The sequence below is a fragment of the Candidatus Skiveiella danica genome, assembly GCF_022705245.1.
Lineage (GTDB): Bacteria > Pseudomonadota > Gammaproteobacteria > Burkholderiales > Burkholderiaceae_C > Skiveiella > Skiveiella danica.
In genome coordinates, this window is sequence record NZ_JAKJEW010000024.1 from 59,738 (window position 1) to 73,046 (window position 13,309).

General features: G+C 64.0%; 22 protein-coding genes. All 22 read right to left on the reverse strand.

Annotation, left to right across the window (positions count from 1 at the left end; translation table 11 throughout):
* Positions 1-187 precede the first annotated feature (187 nt).
* Complete coding sequence (locus ACMUOY_RS14195; RefSeq protein WP_413893384.1) at positions 188-823, reverse strand: LysE family translocator; 636 nt, start codon at positions 821-823, stop codon at positions 188-190.
* Entirely contained in the window at positions 808-1,239 is a 432-nt protein-coding gene (locus ACMUOY_RS14200) for a hypothetical protein (RefSeq protein WP_413893385.1), read from the reverse strand. The genes ACMUOY_RS14195 and ACMUOY_RS14200 overlap by 16 nt, the downstream gene beginning before the upstream one ends.
* 74 nt (positions 1,240-1,313) lie before the next feature.
* A complete protein-coding gene (locus ACMUOY_RS14205; protein WP_413893386.1) occupies positions 1,314-1,865 on the reverse strand; it encodes a hypothetical protein in 552 nt (183 codons plus the stop codon).
* Positions 1,866-1,883: 18 nt separating this feature from the next.
* A complete protein-coding gene (locus ACMUOY_RS14210) occupies positions 1,884-2,270 on the reverse strand; it encodes a PaaI family thioesterase (protein WP_413893387.1) in 387 nt (128 codons plus the stop codon).
* A 42-nt stretch (positions 2,271-2,312) separates the two neighbouring features.
* Entirely contained in the window at positions 2,313-2,609 is a 297-nt protein-coding gene (locus ACMUOY_RS14215) for an antibiotic biosynthesis monooxygenase family protein (RefSeq protein ID WP_413893388.1), read from the reverse strand.
* 88 nt (positions 2,610-2,697) lie between these two features.
* Positions 2,698-3,045, reverse strand: coding sequence for an iron chaperone (locus ACMUOY_RS14220; RefSeq protein ID WP_413893389.1), 348 nt, complete (start codon positions 3,043-3,045; stop codon positions 2,698-2,700).
* A gap of 29 nt (positions 3,046-3,074) precedes the next feature.
* Positions 3,075-3,284 carry a DUF4287 domain-containing protein gene (locus tag ACMUOY_RS14225; RefSeq protein ID WP_413893390.1) on the reverse strand — a complete coding sequence of 70 codons (210 nt, stop codon included), beginning with the start codon at positions 3,282-3,284 and terminating at the stop codon, positions 3,075-3,077.
* Between the two features lie 315 nt (positions 3,285-3,599).
* On the reverse strand, positions 3,600-4,043 hold the full coding sequence (locus ACMUOY_RS14230; protein ID WP_413893391.1) for an MAPEG family protein: 444 nt from the start codon (positions 4,041-4,043) through the stop codon (positions 3,600-3,602).
* 245 nt (positions 4,044-4,288) lie between these two features.
* Positions 4,289-4,765: a DUF1810 domain-containing protein gene (locus ACMUOY_RS14235; RefSeq protein ID WP_413893392.1), complete on the reverse strand. Its 477-nt coding sequence runs from the start codon at positions 4,763-4,765 to the stop codon at positions 4,289-4,291.
* A 17-nt stretch (positions 4,766-4,782) separates the two neighbouring features.
* The gene (locus ACMUOY_RS14240) at positions 4,783-5,436 is read right to left on the reverse strand and encodes a lysoplasmalogenase (RefSeq protein ID WP_413893393.1); all 654 of its coding nucleotides are present in this window, start codon (positions 5,434-5,436) and stop codon (positions 4,783-4,785) included.
* 85 nt (positions 5,437-5,521) lie between these two features.
* On the reverse strand, positions 5,522-5,968 hold the full coding sequence (locus ACMUOY_RS14245; RefSeq protein ID WP_413893394.1) for an SRPBCC family protein: 447 nt from the start codon (positions 5,966-5,968) through the stop codon (positions 5,522-5,524).
* Positions 5,969-6,063: 95 nt separating this feature from the next.
* Positions 6,064-6,549 carry a hypothetical protein gene (locus tag ACMUOY_RS14250; RefSeq protein ID WP_413893395.1) on the reverse strand — a complete coding sequence of 162 codons (486 nt, stop codon included), beginning with the start codon at positions 6,547-6,549 and terminating at the stop codon, positions 6,064-6,066.
* A gap of 201 nt (positions 6,550-6,750) precedes the next feature.
* Positions 6,751-7,179, reverse strand: coding sequence for a nucleoside deaminase (locus tag ACMUOY_RS14255; RefSeq protein ID WP_413893396.1), 429 nt, complete (start codon positions 7,177-7,179; stop codon positions 6,751-6,753).
* The gene (locus tag ACMUOY_RS14260) at positions 7,176-7,736 is read right to left on the reverse strand and encodes a hypothetical protein (protein WP_413893397.1); all 561 of its coding nucleotides are present in this window, start codon (positions 7,734-7,736) and stop codon (positions 7,176-7,178) included. The genes ACMUOY_RS14255 and ACMUOY_RS14260 overlap by 4 nt, the downstream gene beginning before the upstream one ends.
* Before the next feature lie 185 nt (positions 7,737-7,921).
* Positions 7,922-8,407 carry a VOC family protein gene (locus ACMUOY_RS14265; protein ID WP_413893398.1) on the reverse strand — a complete coding sequence of 162 codons (486 nt, stop codon included), beginning with the start codon at positions 8,405-8,407 and terminating at the stop codon, positions 7,922-7,924.
* 39 nt (positions 8,408-8,446) lie between these two features.
* Positions 8,447-8,740, reverse strand: coding sequence for a DUF1330 domain-containing protein (locus ACMUOY_RS14270; protein ID WP_413893399.1), 294 nt, complete (start codon positions 8,738-8,740; stop codon positions 8,447-8,449).
* 75 nt (positions 8,741-8,815) lie between these two features.
* Complete coding sequence (locus ACMUOY_RS14275) at positions 8,816-9,679, reverse strand: alpha/beta fold hydrolase (protein ID WP_413893400.1); 864 nt, start codon at positions 9,677-9,679, stop codon at positions 8,816-8,818.
* Between the two features lie 52 nt (positions 9,680-9,731).
* Positions 9,732-10,532, reverse strand: a complete 801-nt coding sequence (locus ACMUOY_RS14280) for a glutathione S-transferase family protein (RefSeq protein ID WP_413893401.1) — start codon at positions 10,530-10,532, stop codon at positions 9,732-9,734.
* Positions 10,533-10,619: 87 nt separating this feature from the next.
* A complete protein-coding gene (locus tag ACMUOY_RS14285) occupies positions 10,620-11,048 on the reverse strand; it encodes a GFA family protein (protein ID WP_413893402.1) in 429 nt (142 codons plus the stop codon).
* Between the two features lie 125 nt (positions 11,049-11,173).
* Entirely contained in the window at positions 11,174-11,452 is a 279-nt protein-coding gene (locus tag ACMUOY_RS14290; RefSeq protein ID WP_413893403.1) for a DUF2277 domain-containing protein, read from the reverse strand.
* Positions 11,453-11,524: 72 nt separating this feature from the next.
* Positions 11,525-12,187 (reverse strand): dihydrofolate reductase family protein, encoded by a 663-nt coding sequence (locus ACMUOY_RS14295; RefSeq protein ID WP_413893404.1) that lies wholly within the window; start codon positions 12,185-12,187, stop codon positions 11,525-11,527.
* 25 nt (positions 12,188-12,212) lie between these two features.
* The gene (locus tag ACMUOY_RS14300; protein WP_413893405.1) at positions 12,213-13,061 is read right to left on the reverse strand and encodes a GIY-YIG nuclease family protein; all 849 of its coding nucleotides are present in this window, start codon (positions 13,059-13,061) and stop codon (positions 12,213-12,215) included.
* Between the last annotated feature and the right edge of the window lie 248 nt (positions 13,062-13,309).

A 13,309-nucleotide genomic window follows, 5' to 3' on the forward strand; every position in this document is an offset into this window, starting at 1 on the left:
GCGAACAAGCATGTGTCCCCCCGCGCGCAAACTGTTCAAACGATCGCTTTCAGGGCGCAATGTAACAAAGCCGCCAACCACGGATGCGCGCCACCGCGAACTGGCGCGCCGGAGTGGCCAAGCGCCAAGGTGAAGCGCCGCACGCGGCGGTCACTTCACCCAAGGACGCACAGGGAGGCAACAAGCCCTAGGCTCCAGGGCTGCGAAACTCCAGCAAGGTGCCGGCGATCAGCTTCAGCCCGATGGCCCCCACCAGCAGGCCGGCGCCCCGGTTGAGCGCGCGGAAGTGCCGCAGATAGGCGCGCTGCACGGCCGGCCTCGACAGCGCCCATGCCAGGCCCGTGTGCCAGACCACCGAGTTCAGGAACACCATGGCGACCGCCAGCCCGACCAGCGTGTTCGAGGGATGGGCCGGAAAGGCCGTCGCAAAGACACTGCCATAGAACAGCGCGATCTTCGGGTTCAGCGCACTGGTGATGAAACCCACCCGCAGTGCGCCAGCGTGGGTCGGTACCGCCGCCGCCGAGGCCGCGTCAGGAGCCTTGCCTGAGCGCCAGAGCCTGAAAGCCAGTTGCAGCAGGTAGAGCCCTCCCGCCACCTGAGCCAGCTGCCGAATGGCCGGGTGGGCGGTGAACACGATGCCGACGCCCGCCACCGCCAGGATGGCCCACATCAGCGTGCCCGCTGTCATGCCAGCCACCGCGGCCAGAGCCGTCGAACGCTTGCCGGCGGCGGCCAGTTGGCCGATGAGCAGGAAGTTGAAGCCCGGCAGGATCAGCACGGCCCAATGCAGCACCGCGATGGTGATCAGGGTTTCGAGCATCTTTGTTCGACTCCGGTTCGTGAAAAGCTGGACAGGCGCAGCCTGGGCATGAAGGCAAACACCAGCAACAGCGCAAGGTACACAGAGCCGGAGACCTTGTCCCGGCTGGCGACGTATTCGCCCAGCGAGCGGTCCTGCAGTACCAGGGCCAGCCCCAGTTCAGCGCCCACCGTCAGCACAAAGGCCAACAGACCCGCGGTGACGGATTTCGTCGGCGTGCGGATGTCCGCAAAGCGCCGAAGGACAAACCCCGCCGCGAAGAAGATCACCGTGGCCATGATCGGCATCTCGGCCAGCTCGGCCCAACGCTCGCCCATGCGCGGCACGAGGAACGGCACCCGGATCACGCCCAGCATGAATCCCGTGCCCATCACGATGGCGAAATAAGTGAAACCGGCGCGCAGGGTCTGGGTCATTGACTGGGATGTCCTGAATGGGGAAACGAAGCGATCGGTGTGCGCGAATCATGCCAAGGGCGCGTACCACGCATTCAAGGCCAGCCCTTTCTCACGGCCTGCGCCGCCAGGCGATTGAGCCAGGACAGGGCAATGACCGGAAGCACCGCAGCCCATTTGACGTCGCCGCGGAACTGCACCGACACCATCGCTGCCAACCCCACCGCCAGCAGCATGGCCAGCGACGCCAGAACCACCTTGCGCCGGGGTCCGGCCGCTGCCACAAAGCCGGTGGGTGTGAACGCCGTGGCAACGATGCCCACCCCCAGCATGCTCAGGAAGAGGCTGGTTTCACCCAGATGCTGGTAGCCCTTGAGCCACCACCATTGTTCGGTGAAAGCCGCCAGTCCGCCCGCGAGCAGCCAGGCATTGGCTCCGACGATCAGACGATTGGCCGGCGCAGCGCGCACCAGCAACACCGCCAACTCCACCCCCGCCAGCACCGCACCGAGCTTGAACGCGACGATCAGGCGCTCGTCGGTGGGCGCGCCCGCCGAGAAAGCCACCGCCGCAAAGACCGCCAGGGCCAGAAAGCCCAGCAGGTATTCAAGCAGGGCGACCGCAAGGCGCGTCAGGGTGCGCTTCATTGCCTGGCAAGAGTCGGCTCAGGCGGAGCCATGGGTCTTGGGCATGAAGATCGCGAACGAGCCATTGGCCTTGCCCACCACTGTGCCGTCCACAGTCAGCACCGAGTCGATATTGGCCACCGTCCGGCCCCGGTGCACCACCTGGCTGCGGCACTCGACAAGGCCTTCGAGCACCGGCTTGAAGTAATTGATCTTCACCTCGATGGTCGAACACCGCTCCTGTGGCTCCAGGATCGAGAACAACGCGGCGCCCATGCCGGTGTCGGCCAGCGTGAACAAGGCCGCGCCGTGCACGGCGCCCTGGGAGTTGAAGTGCATCGACTGCACCTGCAGCGTCAGCAGGCTACGGCCCTCGGCGCATTCGGTGATCCGGGCGCCGACATGGTCTACAAAGGGAAGCGGCATGGCGATGTGGTACGGCCTGGTTTGATGATGAAGCCGGCCACGTCAGGGAAAGCGTGACTCACGCAAGACCGAGCAGACCTGGATGCTGTACTCGGAGTAGAAGCTCGCCCGGCCGGCCTTCTTCGCGGCCACGTGCTGCGCATTCATTGCCCAGTTGCGCTGCGAGGCTTCGTCCTCGAACTCCACGATGGTGACGCGCTCGCCGTCCTCCGCCACGAATACCTTGTGGGACATGTAGCCGGGCATGGTCCTGGCCAATGCCGAGATTTCGGGAGCGAGTGCCATGTAGCCGGCTCGGCCTTCATCTTTGATCCTGGAGCGAAAAACGGTGACGATCATCTGATCCTCCGGTTGGAAGTGACAGGGGCTGGACATTGCGGGCGGCAGCAGCCGTTCTGTGGCCTGGGCCCGCGGACACGCACGTGGTTCATTTCAGCGCGTATTCCCGATGCAGCGCGACGGCGACGCGGCCGATGAGTTCGATCGGCAAGGGCTGATGGTGCGCAAACGAGAGGTTGCCCTTCTCGCCTCGAAAAGGCTCCAGCTCCCTGATGAGCGCCGCATCCCGGGAAACCGGGGGATAAATGCCGATGTGCTTCTTGAAGGCGGCGAAGTAAAAGAAGATTCTCTTGTCCCGAAAGGCTGGCATGTTGTATCCGATGCACCGGCTCGCCCCAGGGATCAGCGACTCGACTTTCGCCTGAATCTGGGCAAGCCTGGGCTGCACATCCATCGGCACCGTGGCGAAATACTCGTCATGAGACAGGTAGGTCATCGTACTGCGGCCCATCGCTGGCGAGGCGGCTATTTCCTGGCCAGAAAGGCGGCAACCAAGGCGTTGGCATGCCCATGTCCGAGCTTGTGACCGGACTTGAGCAGTGCCACGTACTCCATGTGCTTCATGGGGCCCGCCACCTGAAGAACGGACATCCAGTGCGAGATCGGCTCGCCGTAGGTTTTCTCGATGGATGGGAAGTACGACGCAGGTCCCTTGACTTTTTCTTCGCCCGGCATGTTCGCCTCCTGTAAGCGCTCAAATCACCCCTCGATCCTACGTCAGCTTGATCCCGCTGTGCTCGCCTTGGCCGTCGGTTTGTCGGGTCAGGCCATCGAGTGAAGACCGACCTTGTTGCCTTGGGTGTCGATGAAGGGCGCGAAAAGCCGAAGCCAATGCCAATGCCGATCTTTGGCACGCCGATGGAACCGCCCGGGACATCATCGCGTCGCTCATCTCAAAACGGATCGTGAACCGGGGCATGGGATTGATTCACCTCGGTCGATCGGCCACAGGCAGCCAACCCCGTGCCGGTGACGGATTCGACCGCCATCTCACCCCGCGGCGATGAGCAGCCACAAGACGTGAAGGACGAGCGCCAGCAGCGAAATTGCCGCGACGACGAAACAGACGGTTCGCAGCGGCTGCCGGCTGCCGAGATAGGCCCAGGAGTGCAGCCACCGCGCCACCGTGAAGACCGTGAAGTACCAGGCTGCAGCACCCGGCGGCCCGCCCGCCAGCACATAGACCAGGCCCAGGGCAAGGAATGGAACGATGGTGGCCTGCGCGTTGGCGTGCGCCCGCAGCACGCGCGCGATCTCGGGTGGGTCGACATCAGCCAGGCGTGAACTGAAACGGGAAGCGTCTTCGGGATTGGGCGTTGACTCGGCCTTGCTCCTCACCGCGCCGCTGTAGGCCCACAGAAAGATGAGGTTGCAGCACAGGGCGACACAGGTGATCGCGTAGGCCACGAAGGCAGGATGGTTCGACAGGTTCATTCCGATTCCCTCCATGAGAGCCAACGGGACTGACACAACGGCCTTTGCCGGTCCGCCACAGGCACTGTAGCCGCAAAGGCGACCCAGCCAAATCTCTTTTGATGCGCCTTTCCGGATCCCGTGCCGCGATGCGATGCAGCGGCACGCGCCTCTGTACTTTCAAAAACCGTAGCAAACAGTGACCATCCGACGATGGGAATGGGCTATTTTGCTTGTATTTTTGTCCGAGATCGCCTCCAGCAGCCTCACCCGGCGCTGGGGCCGAGCAGGCGCAGGGTCTCCGCGTCTGGCTTGCCGTCGTAGAACACCTGAAGCGCGTTGGCAAAGCACGGCTCGCCCGGCGCGACCGCATCGAACAAGGTCAGGCACGAGCGGAACTTCATCGCATCCACCTCGCCCAGGATCTCGACCGCGCTGCGATCGGCGTGGCCGAGGATGGCGTGGACGCAGGCCACGAGGCGCGGCCCCAGAACGGGATGGGCCAGGTAGGCCGCCGCTTCGCCGCGGCCCTCAATCCCGTATTCGCGCGCCATCGGGCTGCGGCCCAGGTCCCGCAGCTGCGGCAGGATGTACCAGATCCAGTGCGTGCGCTTGCGTCCGGCCTTCAGCTCGGCCAGCGCCTGTGCGTAGTCCCGCTCCTGGGCACGGACGAAACGGTCCAGACTGGAAGGTGACGGCCCTTCAGGGGAATGCAGCGCCGTGTTGCCGGTGTGAGCTGCCATTGCACGACAACCGGCGCTCAGCCGGCGACCGATGCAGTGGCCACCGTCCAGGCCAGGACGAGTTGCGCCACAAAGTACGTCGGCCAGCCCCACAGCCGGTTGACATACCCTTGTTTCACGAAGCGGTCGCGCGCCACCGAAAGATCCGAGGCGGTGAACAGCAGGGCGCCGACCAGCACGGCCCAGCGTTGCGACGCGAAGGCGTGCCCTGCCGCGGTCACGCACATGGCCAGGATGACCACGACATATGCGAGCACCGGGCCCTTGAACTCTTCTGGCGCATGCGGCATCAGCCAGCGCAGCACCCCGGCGCCAAACACCCCGGCCATGACAACAGCCGCACCCATGGCCGGGACCGACACCGCGCCCGAGACGAACGCCGTTGCAAACAGCACGTGCGACAGCAGAAACGCCGCCAGCCCGCCCATGAACGCCTTGGGCGCGGGGGAAAGCAGCAAGGCATCGCCCAGCCATCCGAGCACCAGCGCACCCAGAATCAACTGCCCATAGGTTGACCGGTGCGCGCCAAGCACGACCGCAACCCCCACGAAGCAGGTGCTGGCCGACAACTTGGCGATCACACGCCCCAGCGGCCACTCCCGGTGATCCACCACCAGGAGAATGAGCACGAATACGAGGCAGGCGACGGTCAGGGCAAGGGGAGAAAGCATGGCTGCGGAACGGGTGGCTGCAAAACGTGTGACCTGCGGTTGCCATCCGGTGGTCCGCTTGAAGAAGGCTCAGGCATCGCTGCGCTCAACCGGGGATGTCCGGCTCGACGAGTGTGGCGAGCTGCGCCAATGACTCCTGCCAGCCGAGGTAACACATCTCCAGCGGAATCATTTCAGGAATGCCGCTCTGGGTGATGTTCACCTCGGTGCCACACACGACCGGCTTGAGGGACACCTCGACCTCCATCTGGCCGGGCAGGTTCGGGTCGTCGAACTTGTCCGTGTACCGGATGCGTTCGTTCGGGACCAGCTCCAGATACTGCCCGCCGAAGGCGTGACCATGGCCTGTCGAGAAGTTGTGAAACGACATCCGGAACGTGCCGCCGACGCGCGGGTCCATGTGGTGCACTGCGCACGTGAACCCGTAGGGCGGCAGCCACTTGGCCATGGCACCGGCGTCGAGAAAGGCGCGGTAGACCTTTTCAGGCGTCGCGCGTAGCACCCGGTGCAGGCGCACGGTGGGGTCGGACATATCGGCTTCTCCTCAGTGGAAGGCTTGTACGGGTTGATGGTAGGTGCCGCGCCCGGCCGACGCAAGCTGCAACACAGCATCTCCGGGGCAAACCGTCAGTGCCCACTGGCACGACCACGCACGAGCGCGAGCACAACGGCCAAACCGAATCCGAACAGCAGCACCCACTTCGCGGACGCCGCCAGCGCAGCCGCCAGATACGGCCAGGCGATGCCAAAGCGCAGCACCTCGGTGAGCCACAGGTGAAAGGTGTTCTCCACCGCGTCGAAGGCGGCAGCGAGCGGCAGCGTCCACGCCGCCCAACGCCGCCGACGGCCCTCGAACGCCTGGAACACCTGGGTGCGCGTGCTCAGCAGGTACCCGAACAGCCCGTAGCTCACCAGCAGCGCATAGTCGGCCACCAGATGCATGCGAAACCGGTGCAACGGCTCGCCGGTCCACTGATGCACCACCTCGCCAAAGGCGCGCGGCGTGAAGGCGAACTGCAGCGCCAGGATGTTCGGCTGCAGCGGCGCCAGATAGACGCCCAAAGCGCAGAGCAGCGCCAGCGCCGCACCCCCTGAAATCCAGACCCCGCGCATCGAATCCTTTCCCGCCCCAGTGCGCTTCAGCCCATCGACACCGTCTGGATCGTGGTTGCCAGCACCGCCTCGTACAACGCCTTCGCGCGGGCGAAGTCGGTCACCGGGATTTCGAACCAGTTGATGGTGTAGGGATTGGCTTCCATGGGGGTCTCATTGGGTTGAATGGTGAAAAAGTCGGTCGCCTCGAATCGTCCCACATCAGCGCGGCGGCCCCAGGTCGGTCAGGGCCTCGCCGGTCACCATGCGCGAAATCCCCGCCCAGTAGGCGGCCGCTTCGCACATGCGGCAGGGCCGCGAGGTGGAGACCAGCATGCAGCCCGAGAGGTCGCGCGTGCGCAGGCGCCGTGCGGCATCGCGGATGGCTTCCATCTCGGCATGCGCGGTGGGATCGCCCGCGGTCACCACGCGGCTGGGTGCCTCGCCCACGATCTCGCCGCCGCGCAGCACCACCGCGCCGTAGCCTTGGTCACCGGCGCGCAGCGCCTGATCGCGCAGCACCTCCGCCCGGCGCATCGCGGACGCCAGCGACAGGCCTTCTCCGGATGCGGCCCAGGCGCCGGGCGCGGCCAGCAGCGCCAAAGGCGCGCACAGGCAGACGCGGCGAAGCGGCTGGGGCGGCGCCGTCATGGCCGCCGCGATGCCGGGTGCACGCCAGGGGGGCCCTCGAGTCCACGCAGCAGTTCGCCGGGGGGCTGACGGAAAAACAGGCGAATCATGCGATCTTCACCCAACACCCGGCCCAGTTCCCGGATCACACAGTAGTTGAAGATCATGACCAGCAGGATGATCTGGATGGCCCAGAAATGCGGCCATACGATCGTGGCGAGCAGCTTCTCATTGCCGGCGACGAAGCCGCCGGCCTCCTTGCCGAAGTCGTACAGCCGCTCCAGATAATGGATGAAGCTGGCCACCGCGAAGTAGATGACGGTTTTCCAGGCAATGTTGTAGATCAGCGGCTTCTGCGGAAAGCGATTGATCGCCGGCCACAAGTCGGCCAGCAGCACGCCTTTGCCAATGATCAACGCGGCCAGCGCGATCTGCGCGGACGACGTGACCGGCAAGCCCGTGCCCTTGGTCGTCAGGAGCCGGACCAGACCGATGATGTGCAGGGCAACAAAGAAGAAGATGGTCGGCGGCAACAGGGCCAGAAACTCTTCCTTCAGCTTTTCAACGGTCTTGTTCAAGATGGGGGCTCCTGGGTGGTGGCTGCAGCGGGGGTGATTCTCGGGACACCGCCGTTCATTTACTACTCAAATGATAGCTTAAAATGACCATTTCACGCTGGGTACGGGCCATTTCTGCCATATTTCTGGCCGTATAGGCGCCCCGCGGGCTCTCACGCCGGCACCATGGGGCCGGGCCGCGCGCTTCAGCCGCGCACCGCCGCCTCGATCGCGGCGACGTCGATCTTGCCCATCGTCATCATGGCCTCGAACGCGCGCCTGGCGGCCGCGGGATCGGTGCCGGTGACCGCATCCGTCAGCGCCACCGGCGTGATCTGCCAGGACACGCCCCACTTGTCCTGGCACCAGCCGCAGGCGTTCTCCCGCCCGCCGTTGCCGATGATGGCGTTCCAGTAGCGGTCGGTCTCCGTCTGGTCCGTGGTGGCCACCTGAAACGAGAAGGCGATGTTGTGCTGGACCGCCGGCCCGCCGTTGAGCCCCATGCAGGGAATGCCCATGACCGTGAACATCACCGTCAGCACATCCCCGGCCTTGCCGGAGGGATAGTCCGCCGGCGCGCGGTGCACCGCGTCGACGCGGGAGTCCGGAAACGTCGCGGCATAAAACCGGGCCGCCTCCTCGGCGTCGCCGTCGTACAAGATGCAGATGGTGTTTTTCGCAATCGTTGTCATGCCACTTCTCCAGAAAGATCGCCAATGGCCCCGCTGTTCCTAAGAATCAATGCCTTCCACCGCCACCAGCCGGGCCGCGCTGCATTCGTCGCGCACCGCCTTCAACCCCTGGTAGACCGGGCCGTTGTAAAACGACTCCCAAGCGGCAAGCGATGGGAATTCCAGCACCACGATCCGGCGGGGCTGCCAATCGCCTTCGTAGACGCGATGCGCGCCCCCACGCGCAAGGTATCGGGCCCCCGCAGCGTCGAGCGCCGGCTTCACGCCTTTCATGAATTCCTGATACCGCGTCATGTCGCGGATTTCCACATCGAAGATCACATAGGTGCTCATCCGTTTCTCCTCGTCATTGTTCGAATGCTACTGTGAAGCCGCTGCCGCCGTCCCCGCAGCGACCAGAGGGTTCCGTCAAAGGAACGTGCTGCGGATAAACGCCGCCACTTCCGCAGGCTTTTGCATGTGCACGTTGTGGCCGCATTCGCATTTCAGGACATGCCGGTTCGGCCTGGCGGCGACGACGCGCTGAAGATCTGCCTCGCGGTTTCCATACAAGCCGCCGGACGCCAGAACAAACCCGGCCGGCACCGCGATCGCGTCGTACAGGTCCATGGACGGGTAAATCGCCGCCGCCGGATCGGGGACGGACACGACTGCGATTTCGTCCATCACCGGTCGGCGAACAAAGCCGCCGGGGCACGCCATGAACGAACGGCGGGTGAACGCCGCCACCAGGGCCGGGTCGATACCCGCGTTCAGCCAGTCGTCCGGTGCCTGGCGGCACACATCGTCGATGTAGCGCTGGACCTCTTCGGCGCTGGCCACCCAGCCATACCGGAAAAGGCCCCAGAGCTGTTCGCGCGGCAGGTACCACCCTTTCAGCTCCTCTGGGGTCTTTCGTCCGTCAAGCGTGAAGCCGTCCAGCACGACGATGCCACTGCACTGCCCGCCTGCGGCCGCGTGCGCGCACACCGCATATCCCCCGGTCGAATGGCCCACGAGCAAAGGCTGGCGCAAGCCCAGCGCTGCAATCAGCACTTCGATATCGCGCCAATACTGCTCAGGCCCGGTGGACTGTGCCGGTGTCTGGCCATGGCCGCGCATGTCAAACCCAACCATCCGGAAGCAACCACGCAACGCCTGCGCCAGCGGACTCCAGACCTCCAGGTTGTGACCGGTGCCGTGCACAAAGAGCAGATCGGGCCCGCGCCCGCCGAAGTCACGAATCGCGAAGGGCCCGGCGTTGGTGTTGATGAGTTCCGAGTGGACGGCCATGTCCTGTTCCCCTGGCGTCCATTGTGTGCCAACAAGACCCTGGCCAGATGCCTCACAAGCCCAGTTCTTCATCCGTGGCGCTGTGCCCGTACTTGTCCTTCGGTGGCCACGGGCGGCCCCGCCAATCCGGCTCGAAGACGAAGGACGAGCGCTGACGACCCGGCAGCAAGGATCCGTTTCCGGCACCCTTGGCATAGTCGTAGTAGAGCTTGACGATTTCTTCCTTGCTGACCTGCTGCGCGGCGGGGTGCGCGAGGCAGGCGTCGCGCCAGTGGCGCACGCGCTCGTACGTCGACTCGTGGGGCAGATCGAAATCCTCGTAGTACTCGAGAAACCAGAAGCGCATGAAGAACGGCGTGAACACCGTCTCGGCCCAGCCGAAATCGTCGAACAGGTACGTGCCATCCGGCGCGTGTTCCATCAAGAAGTCGTTCAGGCGCGCGTATTGCTTCAACATGCCCTCGCGCAGGGCCTCGCGCCGCTCGGAGTTCTGGTTCATGACGAACACATAGCCCTGGGTGCAGAACTCGCCCTCCAGCCGCGTCATCATGTTTTCCACGGCACGCCGGTAAGGGTCCGCCTGGGCAACGGCGGGCTGCGGGAAGACATCCTCCAGGTACTGCAGGATGACCAGGCTCTCCTTGAGGATGCGCCCGTCGGGCGTCTCCAGGATCGGCAGCGCCGTCGTGCCCCGGGTTTTCTTCAGGAGCCATTCGGCCCGGGGCTGGGTGATGTCGACGACGCGGAAGTCGACCTCGTCCCGCCGCCCCTTGAGCGCGAGCAGGATCTCCAGCCGCTGGGAGAACGGGCAGACGGGAATGTGGTGAACGATGAGTTTGGCGGTTGCGGTCATATTCAATGATTGCTGTGCGCGTTGTGTTTGCCATGCGCAAGGACGTTCGAGTTGAGCGGACGCCAATGGCAGAGGATACGTGGGCCCTCACGGCGGTGAAGCCACGAAGCCTTGGGCGTAGGTTGCCACGTTATCCGGAATGGTGACCCAGGGCAACTTGGACTGCACCCAGATATGCCGGTCGATGGTGAACCAGGTCGGGTCGTCGAAGGTGCCAGCGGCAATCGTTCGCATGCCGGGTCGGAGTTCTGCCGTGTGTGACACCGTCGTGCCGCACGTCGGGCAGAAGCTCATCCGCAACCATCGACCACTCTCGTCCGATCGGTGTTCGATCTCGGATGGCTCACCTTGCAACATTTCGACGGTATCTTCCTTGAAGGAGGCGAGGACCGCAAACGCGCTGGCCAGCCTCTTCTGGCAGAACCGGCAATGGCACACCGTGCCGACGACCGGGTTGCCGTGGACCCGGTAGCGCACGGCGCCGCAGACACAACCGCCGAGGTGGGTATCGATCATGGAGCCTCCTGCATTGATGAAGACAAGGGGTAACAGGTGCTGCCCTCAAGACTGCGGGTCGAGCCCGAAGACTCGCAGCTCCTGCATCGCCGCGCTGGGAAAAGAGATCAGGTACTTGGCCATCGCTATCCCGCTCCGGTGCCAAACCGTTCTGCCGAACGTGCCCGCGCCTTGGCGGCCTCGACTTCGCGGTTCTTGGGCTCGGCGTGGGTGACCAGGCCATGGATCAGGCGGCGCGCCGATGCGGCCACTTCTTCCACGGCGGCTTCGAAAGCCGCCTCGTTGGCCTTCGAGGGCACGGCGAACCCACTGAGCTTGCGCACGAACTGGAGCGACGCATCCCTGATCTCCAGCTCGGTGGCCGGGGGCTCAAAGTTGAACAAGGTCTTGATGTTGCGACACATGATGTGAGGGTGGTGATGAGCGATGCCTGGCGGGGAATCTACGCGCCGAGGCCGTCCGCTGCAACCGGGGTGTCAGGCGTCATTGCGCCCCTGGCGCTGGAGGACCACATGGGTGGCTTTCTCCGACGCAACGAACTGAACGCACTCGTAGCCCAGAGCGCGCATGTCGACCCCCTCGAACAGCCGCTCGCCGGCACCCAGCAGGACGGGTGAAATGGCGATGTGCATCTCATCCACCAGGCCCTGGCGAAGGTACTGCTGGATGACGCTGACGCCGCCGCCGAGCCGAACGTCCTTGCCCTGGGCCGCCTCGCGGGCCCGCGCCAGCGCGGCGTCGATGCCGTCGGTGACGAAATGGAAGGTCGTGCCGCCCTCCATGACCAGCGGCGCTCGCGCATGGTGGGTCAGCACGAACACCGGCACGTGATAGACCGGGTTCTCGCCCCACCAGCCCCGCCAGCTCTCATCAGGCCAGGGCCCGCGAACCGGCCCGAACATGTTCCGGCCCAGAATCCAGGCCCCGATGTTCTGAAAGCCCCGCGCGGCAAAGTCTTCGTCGATGCCGTCCTGCCCGCCATCGGTGCCGAACACGTTCCTCTGAAACGTCCGCGTGGACATGGCCCAGCCATGCAACGCCGTGCCGCCCACGCCGAGTGGGTTGTTGAGATCCTGATGCGGGCCGGCGCCAAAACCGTCCAACGAGATGGTGAATCCCTCAACCCGGATGCGTGTCATTTCATGACCCCCTTTCGATTGGCGCCTAAGCGTCTTCAATCTCTTTGAGTGACTTTCCGCTCTTGTCTTTCCAGGCGGTTAGGCCGTTTGCGCTCCCGCCATGGATGACTGCGGCGGCTGCGCTGGGGCTTGTGAACTCGACGTCCTTGGAAAAAACATAAACGCCATCTCGCTCAATGAGCGTCTTCTCCTGAATAAGCCGCTGCCGCAAAGCAATCGTATTCGGGTACTGACTCTCTGCTGATGGTCGCACCGCGAGCACCGCTGTTGACTTGGCAAAGACGACGAAGCCACTCTCGGTTCGGCGGCCATTGGCCACAGCATTCTTGATCTTGCAAAACAGGTGAGGTTGGTGCTGGGCTGGCTTGTTGGAGCCTGCGATCGGCGATAGCAAGTCAGAGCCAAGCACCGGCAAGACCTGGCGGATTCGAGACAGGTAGACCTCCATGTCTTCACGGTCCGACTCTGGCAACTTGGGGTTGCTCGTGTTGCTGTTTTCAAGCGTGTAGCGCCCAACCAGCTTTGACTCCTGCAGCAGTCGGTTTTCAAGATACCGAATGTGGGCCTTGGTCAGGTTTTCGTCTTTGCTCACGAAAACGACGACGGAAGTCCAGAAGTCTTTGGCCTTGTGCTGCTTCAGTCGATCACGGATCACCTCGGCCTCGCCGATGTAGGCGAGGTTGTCTCCCGTGTCGGGGTTGACGCCGAGCAGGAAGTACACGCCCGAACTCTCCGTCTCCTCGCGGGCGAGGAGATCATCAAGCTCGGTTCGTGGTGCTGCGAGCGCTTTGCCAGTCCAGTTGGACACCTCACCGACACGAAGGCGGCGAGCATCTCCGTGCGGCAGGTAGAGCTTGATCGTTGCAGATGTCATGTGTGGCTTTGGACGGCAAGGGAACTAGACCAGTTGCACTATAGCCGTGCAACCGGAAGTTGCTGTGCTTGCGACGCTCGCTTTTTCCCGTGGCAGAGCCAGCGCAGATGGAAGCACGGGAGTGTGTGACGGGGGGCGAAGCCAGCGCACAGAAATTCAATAACCATAGCAATTATTGAGACTTACATAATTCATGACATCACCAGAGCGTAGCCTGCATCCAGCAAGCGGCAATGATGGACGGACGC